Here is an 18236-nt window from a genome sequence, read left to right as displayed (position 1 = left end):
CACCGCTGCGCATTTGAGTACTGCCAGCTGGCTGGCGAGCAAATCATGGCTGCGTTCCAGCAGGATCGCCACGCTGTCACCCGGCTGCACACCGAGCCCCAGCAGATGCCGCGCCAGGCGGTTGGCTCTGTTGTTAAGTTCGGCGTAGCTCACGGCAACACCGTCGTGGATCGCCGCGCAAGCTTCTGGGTGCGCACGCACCTGAGCTTCGAACAGGCCATGCACGGTCTGTTGCTGCGGGTAATCCCGCGCGGTGTCGTTGAACGCCACCAGCAGTTGCCGGCGTTCTGTTTCCGGCACCACCGACAGGTCACGCACGGCTGAGTCCGGCGCGGATTCAAGGGCCTCGACCAGATGGCTCAAGGCGGTCTGCATATAACCGCAGATCCGCTGGCCATCGAATCCGGCAGCCACCTGTACGCTCAACAGGAAGCCTTCGCCCTGATCGTCCACCGACAGGGTCAACGGGTAGTTGGTCCTTTCGCGTACGCCGAGCACCTGGGTATCCGCCCAACGCTCGCCACCGCTGGCTTCGCGTGCCGGGCTGTGGCGGTAGTTGAGTAGCGCGCTGAACAGCGGCGAGGCTGCGGCCACCGCGCTGCAACGTTGAGCCAACACCAACGGCGCATGTTCGTGGCCGAGCAATGCGGTCAATCGGGCGTGGGTCTGACGCACGGCCTGACGCACGGCGCAGTTACCGACATCGACCCGCAGCGGCAAGGTGTTGATGAACATCCCCAGGGCGCGGTCAGCACCCAGGCCGCTTTGCATACGTCCCAGCAACACAGTGCCGAAGACCACGTCTTCACGTCCGCTGGCGCTGCCCAGCACTCGCGCCCAGGCCAGGTGATGCAGGCTGGCTGCACTCACTCCCAGTTGCCGCGCCTGAGTACGCAGACGCTGACACAGATTAGCCGGAAGAGCGTGGCGAACCTCCTTGATACCCTGCCCGTCACCCTGCACTTCAAGCAGGCCGAACGGCAGGGTCGGTTCATCGACATCACCGAGCATCTCGCGGAAAAACGCCTCGTGTTGCTTGCGACTCACGCCCAGACGAGCCTGACCCACGTAATTCCGGTAAGGCATCGCCGCCGGCAGTTGCGCTGCGGTGCCTTGCAAGTGGGCGAGCATTTCTACGCTCATCACGTCCAGCGCGGTGTGGTCAAGGGCAATGTGGTGGAACAGCAGGATTGCCACCCAGCGCTGGTTCTCCGAGTCCTCGGCAAAGGCCAGGTGAATCAGCGGGGCCTGATTGAGATCGAGGCGGTACTCGCGTGGATCAAAACGGCGTTGCAACTGAGCGACGATATCGCCGCCGTCCTGGGCCAGGGTGATCTGCTCCATCGACAGTTCGACCCGGCGCAGAGCCACTTGCAGCGGTTGTTCCAGACCCTCCCAGACCAGCGCCGTGCGCAGGATGTCATGGCGATCGATCATCGCCTGCAAGCCTTCGGCAAAGCGCCGTACGTGTGCCGGGTCGCGCAGGGCGAAGGTCGCTTGCAGCAGATACGGGTCGCCCTGTTCAGCCGCGATATGGTGATAAAGAATGCCTTCCTGCAACGGTGCAAGTGGGTAGATGTCCTGCACGTTCGCCGCGCCACCGGGAATGTCGGCGACAATGCGCTCGATACTTGCCTGGTCCAGCGCGGTGAGGGTCAGCATGTCCGGGGTGATGTGCCTGCAGCCCTCGGGAATGCCATTGGCGGGCACTTCGATCTCGATGCCGCCGCCCACCGCCGCCGCCAGTGCAGCAAGGGTGGGCTGGCCGAACAGGACGCGAACGTCGGCACTCAGGCCAACCTGGCGCATGCGCTCGATCAGCTTCACCGCCAGCAGCGAATGACCGCCCAGCTCGAAGAAATGGTCCTGCCGACCGACCCGCTCCACACTCAGCACTTCGCACCAGAGCGCGGCCAGCGTGGTTTCGGTGTCGCCGAGCGGCGCCTGATAGTCGCGACTGACGAAGGCATCGGCCGACGGCTGCGGCAACGCACGACGATCCAGCTTGCCATTGGGCGACACCGGCAGTTTTTCCAGGTGCACATAGGCTGCCGGGATCATGTAATCAGGCAGCAGTGCCTGTAAATGCAGGCGCAACGGGTCGGCCTCGGGCACAATCTGACCGGCCTGCACGCTGAAGTACGCCACCAGGCGCTTTTCACCGGGAAGGTCTTCGCGGGCCAGCACCGCTGCATCGCGCAAGCCAGGATATTGACCGAGGCGTGCCTCGATTTCCCCCAGCTCGATACGAAAGCCACGGATTTTGATCTGGTCGTCATTACGGCCCAGGTAGACGATCCTGCCGTCCGCCTGCCAGCAACCCAGGTCGCCGGTCTTGTACAGACGTGTGCGTGGGTTGCCGGCATCGCTGGCAGCAAACGGATCAGCGATAAAGCGTTCAGCGGTCAGGTCATTGCGGTTCAGGTAGCCACGGGCGACACACGCGCCGCCGATGTACAGTTCACCCGCAACGCCCACCGGCACCGGACGCATGTGTTCGTCGAGCAGGTAGATGCGGGTGTTGGCCACCGGCTGGCCAATGCTCGGCAAGGTTGGCCAGGTCTGTGGGTCGCCATCCAGGGTCAGCGCCGTGACCACATGCGACTCGGTCGGACCGTAGTGGTTATGCAGGCGAGCGTCGTTCAGACGGGCGAAGAGCTGGCGCATCGGTTCGGTGATTCGCAGTTGTTCACCCGCAGTGATCACGTCCTGCAACAGGCACTCAGGCTGTTCGGGTTCGGTGACCACGGCCTCGGCCAACGCCTGCAGGGCAATGCACGGCATGTACAGGCGTTCGATACGTTGCTCGCAGATATGCTCGAACAGGCGGCGGAAATTCAGTCGGGTATCAGCGTGGATCAGCGACAGCTCGCCACCTGCGCACAAGGTGCTGAAGATTTCCTGAAAGGCCACATCAAAACCCAGTGCTGCGAACTGCAAGGTGCGCTGCCTGGGGCGCGAGTCCTCGACACTCTGAGCGATCTGCCACTGCATCAGGTTGACCAGCGGCGCATGGGGCATGGCCACGCCTTTGGGCTGACCGGTAGAGCCCGAGGTGTAGATCAGGTACGCCAGGTGCTGTGCGCCAAGCCCCGCGGGATGCGGATTGGTCACCGGCGCGCGGTCGATACCGTTCTCGGCGCGGGCGTCGGCTTCCAGCAGCAGCACCGGCATGGCGACCTGCGCAAAGCGCTCGCGCAAACCACGTTGGGTCAGCAGCATTTTCGGTGCGCTGTCCTCGAGCATATAGGCCAGGCGTTCTTCAGGGTAGGAAGGGTCAAGTGGCACGTAGCCTGCGCCGGCCTTGAGAATGCCCACCAGGCCGGCGATCATTTCCAGACTGCGTTCCACACAGATCGCTACGCGGTCATCAGCGCAAACGCCTGCAGCGATCAACCGATGGGCAATCTGGTTGGCCCACTGATTGAGCTCGGCGTAACTCAGGCGCTGGTCTTCGTAGGTGACCGCCACCGAATCCGGTTGCGCAGCCGCCTGGGCCTCGAACAGTTGGTGCAGCAGAAGGTCTTGCGGGTAGTCGCGATCGAACGCGTTGAAGTCCTCCAGCAATTGACGACGCTCGTGCGCGGGCAACCAGTCGAGGCTGTGCAAGGGAGCATCGTGTCGGCTGTCCAGCGCGTCGGCCAGTTGCTCCAGTACGGTGTGCATGTAAACGCAGATGCGCCGGGCATCGATTCCGGCCACCGCCTGAACGGTCAGGCCGAAGGAATCGCCGAGGTCGTCCACTGATAGCGACAATGGGTAGTTGGTGCGCTCTTCACCGCCGAGTACCTCGACACCGGCCCAGGTTCTGGTCTGCCCCGCCTGTTGAGGTGTCTGGGCGCCGACCGCGACATGGCGGTAGTTCATCAGCGCACTGAATAAAGGTGTCGGTGCTGCCACGCCGCTGCATCCCTGGGCCAGGGACAACGGTGCATGCTCATGACTGACCAACGCCGCCAACCGTGCGTGGGTGGTGCGCACAGCGGCCTCAACGCCCTGCTCTCCGGCAGCGACGCGCAATGGCAAGGTATTGATAAACATGCCCAAGGCCCGCTCGGCGCCTTGACCACTGAGCAGGCGGCCCATCAGCACGGTACCGAAGACCACATCCTGACGCCCTGACAGGCGCCCGACCACCTGCGCCCACGCAAGGTGATGCAGGCTGGCATTGCTGACGCCGAGGCGCCGGGCATGGGCGCGCAGGCGTCCGGCCAGCTCCGGGTCAACCGGCAACAGGGCTTCTTCCACTCCGCTGCCGTCGCCTTGCACGTCTTGCAGGCCGAACGGCAGGGTCGGCTCGTCAACATCGGCGAGCATGTCGCGGAAAAACGCTTCGTGCTCCTCGCGGCTCATGCTCAATCGCGCCTGAGCCACATGATTGCGATACGGTACCGACGCTGGCAGACGGTTGCCGCGTCCTTGTCTGAACGCCTCGATCTCTGCGCCCAGCAGGGCCAGCGAGGTGGCGTCATCGATCAGGTGATGGAACAGCAACACCGCCACCCAGCTTTGGTTGACGGGATCTTCGGCGTAATGCAGGCGCATCATCGGTGCCTGATGCAGGTCCATGCGTATCCGTCGTGGATCGAACTGTGCCTGCAACTGGGCCGCGACATCACCCTGGTCCGGGTGCGGCAAAAACGCCTCGACCCGCAGCCGTGCCTGACGCCAGACCACCTGCACTGGCTCGTCGAGCTCTTCCCAGGCTACCGCCGTGCGCAGAATGTCGTGACGGTCAATGACTTGCTGCAAGGCCTCCGTGAAGTCCAGCAACTGCTCGAAGCCATTGAACCGCAACAACGCCTGCAACAGGTACGGATCACCCTCCCCACTGGACAGATGGTGGTAGAGGATGCCCTCCTGCAACGGCACCAGCCCATAGATATCCTGCACGTTGCTCACCCCGCCCGGCACTGCGGCGACCACACGGTCGATTTGTGCCTGGGTGAGCCGGGCCAGGGGCAGCATGTTCGGCGTTATACGCTGGCAATCGGCGGGAATCCTGCTGGCTGGCACCTGCACGTCTGTGGTCTTGCCGCTGGCGGCCGCCAACGAGGCCAGGGTCGGCTGGCCGAACAGTACGCGCACGTCGGCATTCAGACCGATGTCGCGCATGCGCTCGATCAGTTTTACCGCCAGCATCGAATGCCCACCCAGTTCGAAGAACTGGTCATGTCGGCCTACCTGCTCGACGCCCAGCAGCTCTACCCACAATGTGGCCAGCCTGGTTTCCACCAGGCCCTCCGGCGCCTCATATTGACTCCGGGCAAAGGCGTCGGCAGTTGGCACCGGCAGTGCCTTGCGGTCGAGCTTGCCGTTGGCAGTCAGCGGGAAAGCCTCCAGGCTGACAAAAGCGCTCGGCAGCATGTGCTCGGCCAGCGATAGACGCAGCTGTTCACGCAACCAGGTAGCGTCCGGTTCCTGCCCGGCGGTGCCGATGACATAGGCCACCAGACGCTGGTCGCCCGGTTCGTCTTCACGTACCACAACCACGGCATCACGCACGCCTTCGCAGGCACTCAATCGGGCTTCGATCTCGCCCAGCTCGATACGGAAACCGCGAATCTTGACCTGTTCGTCGTTGCGCCCCAGGTATTCCAGGCTGCCGTCCGGCAACCAGCGACCCAGATCGCCAGAGCGGTACATCCGCGCACCGGGCGCCGAGGCAAACGGATCGTCGAGAAAGCGCGTCGTGTTCAATTCATCGCGATTGAGGTAGCCACGCGCCACACCTGCCCCGCCGACGTACAACTCGCCGACTGCACCCGGTGGCAGCGGATGGCCATAGGCATCCAGAAGGTACAGCTGAAGGTCAGGAATGCGTTTGCCGATCGGGCTGGCGCCAACGCGCTGGGCGTCTTCGGGCTGCAACGGGTAATAAGTCACATGCACCGTGGTTTCGGTGATGCCGTACATGTTAACCAGTTGTGTTGAGGCGTTGACTTTACGGGCGTACCACGGCTTGAGCATCGCTGTTTCCAGCGCTTCACCGCCGAAAATCACCTGGCGCAGCGAATGCACCTGCTCTTTGTCGCCCTGGGCCGCAATCAGCTGGCGGAACGCACTCGGCGTCTGGTTGAGCACCGTGACCCCGGCGCTGCACAGCAGGTTATAGAAGTCTTCGGGCGAGCGACTGACCAGTTGCGGGACGATCAACAGGCGCCCGCCGTGCAGCAGCGCGCCCCAGATTTCCCAGACCGAGAAGTCGAAGGCAAACGAATGGAACAGCGCCCAGACATCCTGTTCATTGAAGCCGAACCACTCTTCGGTGGCCGAAAACAGCCGTGCAACATTACGATGCTCGACCATCACGCCCTTGGGCAGGCCGGTGGAACCGGAGGTATAGATCACGTAGGCAAGGTCGCTGGGCCTGACCGATACCTGCGGATTGCAGGCGCGCTCGTCCTGCAAGTCGACATCATCGAGATAGATCAGCGGCACATCCGACACCGGCAATGCCGGCTGTACTGACTGCTGGCTCAACAATGCTACCGGCGCACTGTCGCCGAGGGTGTAGGCCAGACGCTCAAGCGGGTAAGCCGGGTCCAGAGGCACGTAACCGGCGCCGGATTTGAGGATGCCCAGCAGGCCGATAATCATTGCCGGGCCGCGTTCGACGCAGATGGCCACGCGATCGTCAGGGCGTACCCCCAAGGCCAAAAGACGATGGGCAACCTGATTGGCACGCGCGTTGAGCTCGCCGTAGCTCAGGGTCTGCTCTTCGAACACCAGTGCAGCGGCGTCCGGGCGTTCTGCGGCGCGAGCTTCAAACTGCTGGTGAATCGTCAGGTCATTGGCAAAATGTGGCTGACCGGCATTCCACGTCTGCATCTTGAAAGTGTCGGTCATGCCGGTCAGCGAGAAGCCATGCACAGGCAGGTGCGGGTTCGCCAGCCCCTGCTCAATGACGTGCTGCAAGCGTTCGGCAAGGGGGGCGATTTCGTCGTGCTGAAAATATGCCTCGTTGTAGATGTAGTGCAGTCGCGATTCAGCCTCGTAAGCGTTGGTGCGCAAATGGATGGCCAGCGGCGTCTGTTCGTGATTGTTCGAAGATTTGACGGCGTGGGCGGTTGCCTGGCCGAAGCGCAGCAGGTGATTGTTGCGCTCATAGGAGAACGTCAGATCGAACAGTTGCGTGCGCTCGGCACGGCGTAATTCAAGCAGGCGGTTGAGGTCGCTGACCGGAAAGCGCTGGCTGCGGTAATCCTGCTTGACCGCGCGGCAGATGCCCTGGACCAGCTCGGCGAACGACAGGTCGACACTGAATTTCAGACGCACTGAGCTGAGCTGGGTAAAGAGCCCGAGGGTCTTTTTGTAGCTGGCATTGGGGCGATTGAGGATCGGCAAGCCGATAACCAGTTCGTCACGCTGATAGGCGCGGGTGAAGTACACGTACAGCACTGCCAGCAAAACATGGAACGACGAGGCGTTCAGGCTCAGGGCCAGGTCGTCGATCTGCTGTTCCAGGTCACGGGCCAGACCGTAGCTGAGGTGGCCGCTGCGGCTTGGTGCTTCGTTCTGAATCTGAGCCGGACGCGGGCGTGGCACCAGCAAGGGCTCGGGAATGTCGCGGTACTTGTCCAGCCAATAGGTTTGATCGAGGGCAAAACGTCGCGATCCGCGATACTGGCTGTCGTCCTTGATGAAGTCGACATAGGACGGTGCCGTCAGATCGGGTGTGTGCTGATCGTGCAGCGCGTTGTAAAGCTCACTGAGCGACGCGCAGAGCCCGTCGATGCCCCAGCCGTCGAGTGCAATGTGGTGGGCGTAAATCATGCAGTAGAAGCGCTGTGCTTCGAGCTTGAGCAAATGTATACGGAACAGCGGTTCGCCATCGAGCCGGAACGCACGCTCAAGCTGACGCTGCATCCAGTGTTCGGCAGCCTGAAACGGATCGTCCTGCCCTTGCAGGTCAATCGGTGTCACCGGCATCGGCATGCTCGTGGCGAAGGTCTGCAGCGGCACGCCCTCCTCGTCACGCTGGTCGAGCAGGACCATGCGCAGGGCGTCGTGTTTTGCAATCAACAGGTCCACGGCCCGCTGGAACAGTTCGTAATCGAGGGCGCCGTCGATCTCCAGATGGCCGCCGATGTTGTATAACGGCGAGTCGCCCTGGGTCATCTGATCCAGCCAGATATTGCGTTGGGCAGCGGTCAGGGCAAGTGCCATACATTTCTTCTCGCAAAGGGGCGGCCTCGCCGCGCGCAAAAGGCGGCGGCAGCCGGTAGTCAGGTCGTGGCCAGGGAGCAACCGGCTTCATGCCGTGTCGTGAAGGATCGTCCCTGGAAAGTTGAACAGCGCTTCAGATCAGGCGCGCTTGCCCTCAACCGCGCACTTCACGTCGGAGACGATGCAACCGTCCGCCAACTTGATGATGCGGTCGGCCAGCTGGAAGTACTGATCGTCGTGAGTAATGATCAGGATCGTCTTGCCGCGACGCTTGAGGTCCGGCAGCAGTTCCTCGTAAAAGAAGCGCTTGAACGGCGGGTCCTGGTCGGCGGCCCACTCGTCCAGCAGGTAAATCGGACGGTCCTCCAGGTAGGCGCACACCAGTGCCAGGCGTTTCTGCTGGCCGTATGACAAGGCCGTGGTGGTCGAGTAACCCAGTCCCTCGATCTTGACCTTGTCTTCCAGGCCCAGAGTCGAGAGGTATGTCTGCGCCTGATCGGTGCTGGGATGTTCTTTCTCGTCAGGACCTATCAATCGGTTGAACAGATGGAAGTCAGAGAACACCGCCGAGAACAGGTCGCGATAGTCGCCGCGCGAGTCGTCCGTGACCGCCGCACCGTCCAGCAGTAGCTGACCCTCTTGCGGGATGTACAGGCCGCAGAACACTTTGGCCAGGGTGCTTTTGCCACAACCGTTGCCGCCGACGATGTAGACCAGCTCACCGGAGTGGATCGTCAGGTCGATAGGTCCCAGGGCAAAACCGGAACTGCTCTGCGGGTCCTTGTAGTTCATGTGTACGTTCTTGAGCTGGATACTGCCCCAGGACTTCTTGTGATCGAGAAGCAGCACATTGTCTGCATCGCTGGTTTCCGGCTCCGGATGCGGTTCGTTGATGGAGAATCCGAAATCCGCCAGTCGCGTGCAGGCAATACGTCCCTGGGCCAGCATCGGCATGGCGCTGACCAGCATCACCAGCGGGCCCATGATGTACAGCACCGCCAGCACACTGGCGCTCATGGTCTTGGCGTCGATAACAGCGAACATCGGCGCAGCGAACAGCAGGCAGCCGACCAGCAACGACAGGGTCAACTGGCCAACGTTTTCGGCGGCAGTGAACCAGAGCCGTTCGATGTAGTTGTACTTCGCGACCCGAACCGAAGACTCCTGGATCGCCGAGCGGCTGAACCAGCGGCGGCGAATACCGTTGAGTTTCAGTTCCTTGAGGCCGAACACAAGCGCGTGTGTGTATTCGTTGAAGGCCGTGAATTCGTCGCGCACCTTGTGGGTGAACTTCATGCCACCCATGAAAAACAGCAGGTACATTGCAACGCCCAGGATCATCAGCGAGATGGTTATCGCAAACACCACCCAGGACAGGTAGGCCAGGTAGGCAATGCCGAACAGGAACACCGCCGACTCCACCAGGATCGTCGGCATGATCAACAGCGTGGCGTTGAGTTGCGGAATATCGCTGGTCAGCAGGGTCAGCACATTCGGCGCACCGCGGCGGTCGACTTCCTCAAGCGGCGTGCCGAGGATCTTGCGGCACAGGGCAATGCGCAGACGGGTCATGATGCGCATGCTGGCGTAAGCCGGAAACAGCGACGCACCGTTGCGGAACAGGAGCGCCACCACGCTCAGGCCGACAAACCAGAACAGCGACTGACGCTGAAAGGTCTCCTCGTGAATCGCCTGGTTGATCACATTGACCACGGCAATGGACGCAACGCCGCTGATGAGCCCTGTCAGCAGCGTAAAGAACGTCAGCCAGGGATGGCTGCTCCATAACAGACGCATGATCGAGCCTGGTCTGGCCTTCTTCTCTTGCTTGGTTTTCATTAGCTGCTGCCCTTGAATGCATTAGCCAGCGCGGGCGCCGGTGGTTAAAAGTCCTGGCTTGATAACGGGATGTCGATCATTCAGGCCGGTTGCCAAACGTCGCCCCGAGCGGTCATTTCGCCCATGGCGACAACGATCAGCCGAGGTTCTTCATAAGGATCACGGGCGTGGGCGGCAAGCATGTTGTCAAGCATCACCACATCGCCCTTGCGCCATTCGAAACGCACAGCGCAAGCCTCGTAGGCTTCACCGATCAAGGCCATTACCGGGTCCTCGATGGCTGAGCCGTCGCCATAGCTGACCAACCGTGGCAGGCGGTCGGGGCCGAACATGTCGAGCAGGTCCTCTCGCAGCTCCTCGCCCATGCAGTACGGGTGATGCAACTGCACTTGGTTGAAGAAACAACGCTCGCCCGTGAATGGATGGGTGATCACCGCCGGGCACTGGGTGCGCAGCTGCAGGGTGTCGCCGTCAAGCCATTCGAAGTCCGTACCTTGCTCGCGGCAACGCTGTTCAATAACGCTGCGTTCGGACGTACCGAAGAACGATTCCCAGCTCGGCTCGACACCGGCGGTGAAGGTGCGGCTGTAAAGCAGACCTTTGCTCTCGAAGCGCTCGACCACCTCTTTCGGCAGGTACGCGAGCACTTGACGGATATCCGCCAGCGGCGTTGCCCCACCCACCCGCGATGGCTGCTCGCAGAAGAACCATTGCTTGCGTGGCCAGCTTTCCAGGTGCGAACTCTCGTTGTGATAGAGGATCATCTCGCGCTCGGGATACGGCGTTGAGCGATAGACATTGCGCCCGCCTTCCTTCTTCGGAAGGTCGCCGTACGTGCCGTGCAAGCCAGGCGAAAGCGCCTCGGCAAAGCCCTCGAAGGCCGCGACCGAAGGCAGATCAAATCCCCGAAACAAGACCGCGCCGTGACGGCACAGCAGCGTCTCGATCGCTTCGCGCCGGGCGCTGGCCCACTGCACCGGGTCCAGCCCGTCAGCCGTTGGCTCGATCACCACAGGCAAACTGTTACCGGTAGCCAGCAAGGACAACCGTACCGACGGGTCAGCGGCCCTGTCGGGCCAGGTTGGCGCATCCGTTTGCTGTTCATCAGCGAAAACGGGCGCAGTGTTAGCTTGAAGACTCATGAACAAACTCCTGGACCTCAGCCCTTCACATCCACTTTTGTAGGGCGCCAGACCAGCACGCTCCGGCACCGCGCAAGAATAAAAACACTGATGGCCTAAGGCGTCTGTCACCGCAATCCGGGACATCGGTCGCGAAGAGTGTCGATGCGTACTGATCTGAATCGGCAGGCTTTGTCCCCATTTCCCTCGACAGACGCAGCCCGTTAGTCGGTGCTGAAATGCGCCAACTGCGGATCATGCCGGCCCATTGACGGATTCGTCAGGCCGCAGGGATGTCTCGATTGCAGCGGATTTGAGCGCTGCATCTGGTTATTACACAGGAGCTTTGGTCATGCCGATTACGAACACTGACGAATCGCTTAGCGCCGCGTCAGCCCCTCTCAAGCCCGGTGCTTTCCTGCACGAGATATTCAGTGACAGGGCGCGTCAATTTCCTGAGCGCACCGCGGTGAGCGATGCAGCCCGGACGTTGAGCTACGCACAGCTCGACGCGCTGTCGACAAAGCTGGCTGCACGTTTACGCGATGAAGGCGTGACCTACGGCACGCGTGTGGGCATGTACCTGCCGCGCAGCGTCGATCTGGTCACCAGCCTGCTGGGTATTCTCAAAGCCGGCGGCACCTATGTGCCGGTCGACCCGCAATACCCTGGCAAACGCGTCGAGCACATCGTGCGCGACAGCGAGCTGAGCCTGATCATCGGCGATGCCGCCAACCTGCCGAAAATATCGTCTCTGCGCGTATTGGCACTCGACGAGTTACTGTCCGCGCCGGCGCTGCAACCGGCCGCTCAAGACACCCGTATCGACCCGAATAATTCCACTGCCTACATCATCTACACCTCTGGCTCCACCGGTCAGCCCAAGGGCGTACAGGTTTCCCATGGCAACGTCAGTCGCCTGCTGGAAAGTACCCAACGCGCCTATGGCTTCAACGCCCAGGATGTCTGGTCGATGTTCCACTCCATCGGTTTCGACTTCTCGGTCTGGGAAATCTGGGGTGCCCTCGCCCACGGCGGCCAGGTGGCCGTTGTCCCGTATGACATCTCGCGCTCTCCTGCCGCCCTGCGTCAATGGCTCGCCGATCAGCGCATCACCGTGCTCAGCCAGACGCCATCGGCTTTCCGTGGTCTTGATGAGGCCGATCGTGGCAACACCGCGCCGCTGGCGCTGCGCTACGTGGTGCTCGGTGGCGAAGCGTTGCCCGCCAGCGTGCTGCGTCCCTGGGTCGAGCGCCACGGTGACCAGAAGCCCGCGCTGATCAACATGTACGGCATCACTGAGGCCACCGTTCACACCACCTTCAAGCGAGTGTTGGCGCAGGACCTGGAAACAGCAGCCATGGTGTCGCTGGGCAAGCCGCTGGACGGCTGGCGCCTGCACCTGCTTGACGCCAACCAGGCGCCGGTCGCGGCAGGCACTACCGGCGAGCTGTACATCGAAGGCGCGGGCGTGGCTCAGGGCTACCTGAACCGTGAGGCGCTCAACGTCGAGCGCTTCGTCGAGTTACCCGGTGCTGTGCGCGCCTATCGTACTGGCGACCTGATGACCCTGGAGAGTAATGGCGAATACCGTTATGCCGGTCGCTGCGACGAGCAATTGAAAATCAGCGGTTTCCGCATCGAGCCCGGCGAGATCGAAGCCTCTCTGCAAACCAGCCCGAGCGTGGCCGCGGCCCATGTCGGCGTACATGATTACGGCGATGGTGACCTGCGCCTGGTAGCTTACGTGGTGCCAGGCCAGGGCGTCGACGCCTGGACCGAACAGGCTCGCAGCGAAGTTGCCGCATTGATGGCCGAAAATTTGCCGGAGTACATGCGTCCCTCGGTGTATGTGCCGCTGGCAGAGCTGCCGGTGACTCATCACGGCAAAATCGACAAGCAACAACTGCCCTCGCCTGCCGCTGGCACGGCGCTTTCAGGCGCGGCAGACGTCAAGGGCCTCAGTGAACAGGAGCACTTCGTGCTCAAGGTCTGGAGCGAAGACCTGGGTCTGAAAAACATCGGCGTCAATGATGATTTCTTCGATTCCGGCGGCACTTCACTGGCACTGATCCGCTCGCTGAGCAAGCTCAAGACACATTACAAAATCAACCTCGACCCCGGGATCCTGGCGGATGGCGCAACGGCCAAAGTCCTGGCCGACCACATCACCCGTAGCCTTGTTCAAGCCCATTGACCGAAAAGGAAAAGCTCATGAGCAAAAAATTCGCCTTAACTGCGGAACAGCGTGCCTCGTTCGAGAAAAACGGTTTTATCGGGCCGTTTGACGCTTACTCGCCAGAAGAAATGAAAGAAACCTGGAAGCGCACCCGTCTGCGCCTGCTCGACCGTAGCGCTGCCGCCTACCAGGATCTGGACGCCATTTCCGGTGGCACCAACATCGCCAACTATGATCGCCATCTGGACGATGATTTCCTGGCCAGCCACATCTGTCGCCCGGAAATCTGCGATCGCGTCGAAAGCATCCTCGGCCCGAACGTGCTCTGCTGGCGTACCGAGTTCTTTCCCAAATATCCGGGCGATGAAGGCACCGACTGGCACCAGGCCGACACCTTCGCCAATGCCTCCGGCAAGCCACAGATCATCTGGCCGGAAAACGAAGAGTTCGGCGGCACCATTACTGTCTGGACCGCATTTACCGACGCGAACATTGCCAATGGTTGCCTGCAGTTCATTCCCGGCACCCAGAACAGCATGAATTACGACGAAACCAAGCGCATGACCTATGAGCCCGATGCCAACAACTCGGTGGTCAAGGATGGCGTGCGTCGCGGTTTCTTCGGCTATGACTATCGCCAGTTGCAGATCGATGAGAACTGGAAACCCGACGAGGCCTCTGCTGTGCCCATGCAGATGAAGGCCGGGCAGTTCATTATTTTCTGGTCGACGCTGATGCACGCGTCCTATCCGCACAGTGGCGAATCACAGGAAATGCGCATGGGCTTCGCGTCACGCTATGTACCCTCGTTCGTCCATGTCTACCCGGATTCGGATCATATCGAAGAATACGGCGGTCGCATCAGTCTGGAGAAATACGGCGCGGTGCAAGTGATCGGTGACGAAACACCGGAATACAACCGGCTTGTGACCCACACCACCCGCGGCAAGAAATTCGAAGCGGTCTGACCCGCACACGTAATACGACAATAGCCTCGCGCAATGTGCCTGAAAAAGCGCCCGACAAAGAGTGAAGATCCATGACTATTTCCTCCGATGCAGCGATGCGTCTGTGCGAGACGGTGAGGATGCTCAGGCACCTTGCCCTCAATTTGCCCGATCCGGTGTGCCTGAGCTTTCTCGCCCGGGACGACGGCCCTCTGCCAGAGCCGGCGTGCTCCAGCGTGCGAGCCACGGAGCGGGCGATCAATGCGGCGTTTGCGCGCATTGGTGTGCGCACCCTGCAGTACTTGCACGGTGGCGAGACGCAACTGTCGTCGTTCGAATACTTTATAAGCCGCAAAATCTGCGAAGCGCTCGACTATAGCTACGAGCACTTCGACGATGCTGGAGACGTCACCGCCTTCAATCGACTGCTCAAGCATTTCGAATTCAGCGGTGCAGTGCCGCACATCGAGACATTGCACCTGACCACCCGTGACCATGCTCCGTTGCTGGTGCATGCCAGTGCCAACCGCGAACGGCCTCCTGTGGTTCTGGCATTGCCCTGCGGCATTCCGTTCGATCTCTGCCGCGACTGGTTCGACGCCTTGAGCGAGCGCTTTTTTGTCGTGACCTGGGAAACCCGAGGGCTGTTCGGTGCCTGCGAGGCGTTCGACCGGATTGCGGTGGACACCGATGCCCAGGTTGCCGACATGATCAGCGTAATGAATCACTTCGGGTTATCGACCGCACATCTGATGGGCATCTGCGGCGGCGCGGTCATCGCCCTGAGCGCCGCTGCTGCCCACGCCGAGCGGGTCAACTCCCTGAGCCTGTGGCATGGGGATTACAACCTGGGCGACAATGACCTGCGCACCGCTCATCAGCAAAACTTCGAGTGGCTGATGGAAAGCGCTGCTCAGGATCGAGACGAGGCTGCCGACCTGCAAGCGATGTTCCTCGATCAGGCAACGCTGGCCACCACCCCTGAGTCCATTGCCCACGTAGTGCTTTACCCCTACGTCAATCCCGAGTTGTTCTATCGCTATGCGCGTTTGAATGACGCGCTGAACAAGACCGAGCTGGCACCACGACTGACGCGCATCACCGCGCCAACCCTGGTAGTGGCTGGCGATGCCGACTCGACTACGCACATCGGCGGCTCACGGCATATCGCCGCGTCGATCAAGGACGCCACGCTGCACGTAGAGCGCAATGGCAGCCACCTGGCGTTCTTTGCCTCCAGCCAGCAATCGAAACAAACCGCCTTCAGCTTCCTCGAAGAAGTTCTTCAGCCCGCTGTCGCCTGACAGGCATTCGATACCTCGCCGAATGGAAAGGGGGCTTAGGCCCCCAGCTTTACTCTGCTCTGCGACCTTGAGCGCGGCGGCGACCGACTCACCTTCAAAGCGGCACACTGGCGCAGCAATCACCAACCTTCCCTTCAGCGCCCCGCTCCATAGGTCAATCGAATCGGTCCAGGCCTCTATACCGGCGCGGCGCGGCGCCGTCCCGAATCACTGATCAACCAACCCGGAAGACCACCGCGCGCAGTTGTCCCAGCTTCCCATGACAGACATCCCCAGGTGGATGCTCTATTTTTTTTTCAATGTTTTTAATCCTCCCGCCGACTGGCAGTCGTCCAGCGCCATGCCGCGCCGTCCATCGACCGGAGACGAGCCAATTGATTTCGCAAACAGGTGCTTTGAGATGAATTCGTTGATCGACAATCTGTGCACGCAAGGACAAGAGCTCCTTCCGCTGGCTTCGGTTCAGCAAGGTATCTGGCTTGATCAGCTCGCCTATCCGCACCTGCCTTATTACAACATCGGCATGACTCTGGAGATCAAGGGCGACATCGATATTGCACTGTTCGAAAAAGCCATCCAGAGGGTTATCGACAGCCATGACGCGCTGCGTCTGAGTTTCAGCCACGAAAGGGGTATGGGCGGCCAGCGGGTTCTGTCCAAGGCGCCGTTCAAGCTTGAAGTGACCGATTTTCCTGAGGTCGACGGCGACACCGAGCAGGCCATTGCGCATCTGCGCGAGTCGTTCCGCCAACCCTTTGAGTCAATGACCGGACAACTCTGGGAATCGCGTCTGGTTCGTTGCGGGCCGCAACTCCATTACTGGTTCAATCGCTTGCACCACCTGGTTGCCGACGGCATCGGTGCAGTGCTGATCGCGCACGCCGTAAGCGATGCCTACTCAGGTTTGCTGGAAGGCAAGGAAACGCTTGCCGAGGGGCCTTCTTACCTCTCGTTCCTTGAAGAAGACAGGGCCTACATGGCGTCTTCTCGCTACGAGCGTGATCGACTGTTCTGGGAGCAGTCCTACGCACAACTGCCGCCGGTTCTGCTGCAACGCAGGGCGGACTTCAAGGCAGGCCTTACCAACGTCCCAGCCCCCAGTGACCAGGTTCAAGCCATGTTGCCCCGCGCGCTTTACAACGCGCTGACGCAGTTTGCCAGCGAATGCAACCTGTCCGTGGCTCATGTACTGGTCGGAGTGATCAGCACCTATTTCTGCCGCACCGTGGGCGTCGATGAGATCGTTGTCGGTATGCCGGTGCATAACCGTACCAATGCTCGTCAGAAAGCCACCATCGGTATGTTTTCCTCGGTCAGCCCGATTCGCGTGGGCTTCGATCCGCATGAAACGCTGGTCGATCTGATGAATAACATCGGCACGCAACTACGTCGCACTTATCGCCACCAGCGTTTCCCGATTGCCGAACTCAACCGTAGCCTGCGGCTGGCGCAAAACGGACGCCACCAGTTGTTCGATGTTTCACTGTCATTCGAAAGCTTCGATGGTGACGTCACGTTCGGCAGCGAGGACCCGGCGCGGGTGCTGATGCTGGACAACGGTTACGAGCAGACGCCCATGGCGATCTTCGTACGCGACTACCATCCTTCTGAAGACATCCACCTGGATTTCAACTTCAACACCGCTTACTTCACCTTCGAGGAAGCTCAGCGCGTACAGCAGCGCATTTTCGCCATGCTTGAAGCTGTGCTGAATCAACACGACACGCCTTTGGCGCACTTCCCGCTGATGAGCACAAGCGAGCATCAGCAACTGGCAACTTTCAACGACACTGCGCACCCTTATCCGCGTGATGTCCTGATCCACCAACTGATCGAAAAACAGGCCGCCCAGCGTCCGGATGCCTGCGCCGTACGCGGCGACAGCGGGCCGTTGCTCACTTACGCCGAACTCAACCAGCAGGCCAACCAGCTCGCCCATCGCCTGATCGAACTGGGCGTGGAGCCGGATACGCGAGTCGCAGTCAGCCTGCGTCGCGGCGCGGAAATGGTCGTGGCGCTGTTGGGTATTCTCAAGGCCGGTGGCGCCTACGTGCCGATCGACCCCGACCTGCCCAGCGCTCGCCAGGCCTATATGCTTGAGGACAGCTCGCCGCAGGCAGTGCTGACCACTCGGGACCTGAGCGACAACCTGTCGGCCTCGGATCTTCCGGTGCTGGTGCTCGATGGCCACGATGACCGTGCGCAACTGGCCAGGCAGCAGAGCGTCAACCCGGATGCCAAGGCCCTGGGCCTGCAGCCGAATCACCTGGCTTACGTGCTCTACACCTCCGGTTCCACCGGCACGCCCAAAGGCGTGATGAACGAACACCTGGGCGTGGTCAACCGCTTGCTCTGGGCGCGCGACGCCTATCAGGTGAACAGTCAGGATCGCGTGCTGCAAAAGACCCCGTTCGGGTTCGACGTGTCGGTCTGGGAATTTTTCCTGCCACTGCTGACCGGTGCCGAACTGGTCATGGCCCGTCCCGGTGGCCATCAGGATCCGGACTATCTGGCGCAAGTAATGAGTGACGCGGGCATTACCCTGCTGCACTTCGTGCCCTCGATGCTCGATGTGTTTCTGGAACATCGCTCAACCCGCGACTTCCCGCAACTGCGCCGCGTGCTGTGCAGTGGCGAGGCCTTGCCTCGTGCGTTGCAGCGCCGTTTCGAGCAACAG

Annotated in this window: 6 protein-coding genes and 1 pseudogene; 4 read left to right on the top strand and 3 right to left on the bottom strand. The window is 61.1% G+C overall.

What is annotated here, in order from left to right:
* The 3 genes and pseudogenes from sypA to KBY08_RS25930 all read right to left on the bottom strand — a co-directional run.
* A pseudogene (gene sypA, locus KBY08_RS25940) lies at positions 1-8169 on the bottom strand (syringopeptin non-ribosomal peptide synthetase SypA); the annotation flags it as partial.
* A 138-nt stretch (positions 8170-8307) separates the two neighbouring features.
* Positions 8308-10008 (bottom strand): cyclic peptide syringomycin export ABC transporter SyrD, encoded by a 1701-nt coding sequence (gene syrD, locus KBY08_RS25935; RefSeq protein WP_003408051.1) that lies wholly within the window; start codon positions 10006-10008, stop codon positions 8308-8310.
* Positions 10009-10088: 80 nt separating this feature from the next.
* Entirely contained in the window at positions 10089-11150 is a 1062-nt protein-coding gene (locus KBY08_RS25930) for a TauD/TfdA family dioxygenase (protein WP_003408049.1), read from the bottom strand.
* Positions 11151-11481: 331 nt separating this feature from the next.
* Between KBY08_RS25930 and syrB1 the strand changes: the two genes are divergently transcribed.
* The 4 genes from syrB1 to KBY08_RS25910 form a co-directional block, all read left to right on the top strand.
* Positions 11482-13326, top strand: a complete 1845-nt coding sequence (gene syrB1, locus KBY08_RS25925; RefSeq protein WP_111522802.1) for a syringomycin E biosynthesis L-threonine--[L-threonyl-carrier protein] ligase SyrB1 — start codon at positions 11482-11484, stop codon at positions 13324-13326.
* Positions 13327-13343: 17 nt separating this feature from the next.
* Complete coding sequence (syrB2, locus tag KBY08_RS25920; RefSeq protein WP_032655799.1) at positions 13344-14276, top strand: syringomycin E biosynthesis L-threonyl-[L-threonyl-carrier protein] 4-chlorinase SyrB2; 933 nt, start codon at positions 13344-13346, stop codon at positions 14274-14276.
* A 71-nt stretch (positions 14277-14347) separates the two neighbouring features.
* Positions 14348-15559: a syringomycin E biosynthesis aminoacyltransferase SyrC gene (syrC, locus tag KBY08_RS25915; protein WP_111522803.1), complete on the top strand. Its 1212-nt coding sequence runs from the start codon at positions 14348-14350 to the stop codon at positions 15557-15559.
* 400 nt (positions 15560-15959) lie between these two features.
* The coding region (locus KBY08_RS25910; RefSeq protein WP_225651313.1) for a non-ribosomal peptide synthetase at positions 15960-18236 on the top strand (2277 nt) is incomplete at its 3' end.

It is taken from the genome of Pseudomonas sp. P135, assembly GCF_020312125.1.
Lineage (GTDB): Bacteria > Pseudomonadota > Gammaproteobacteria > Pseudomonadales > Pseudomonadaceae > Aquipseudomonas > Aquipseudomonas fragariae.
The sequence above is the reverse complement of the archived record's forward strand: the minus strand, read 5'-3'. Positions and strand labels throughout refer to the sequence as shown.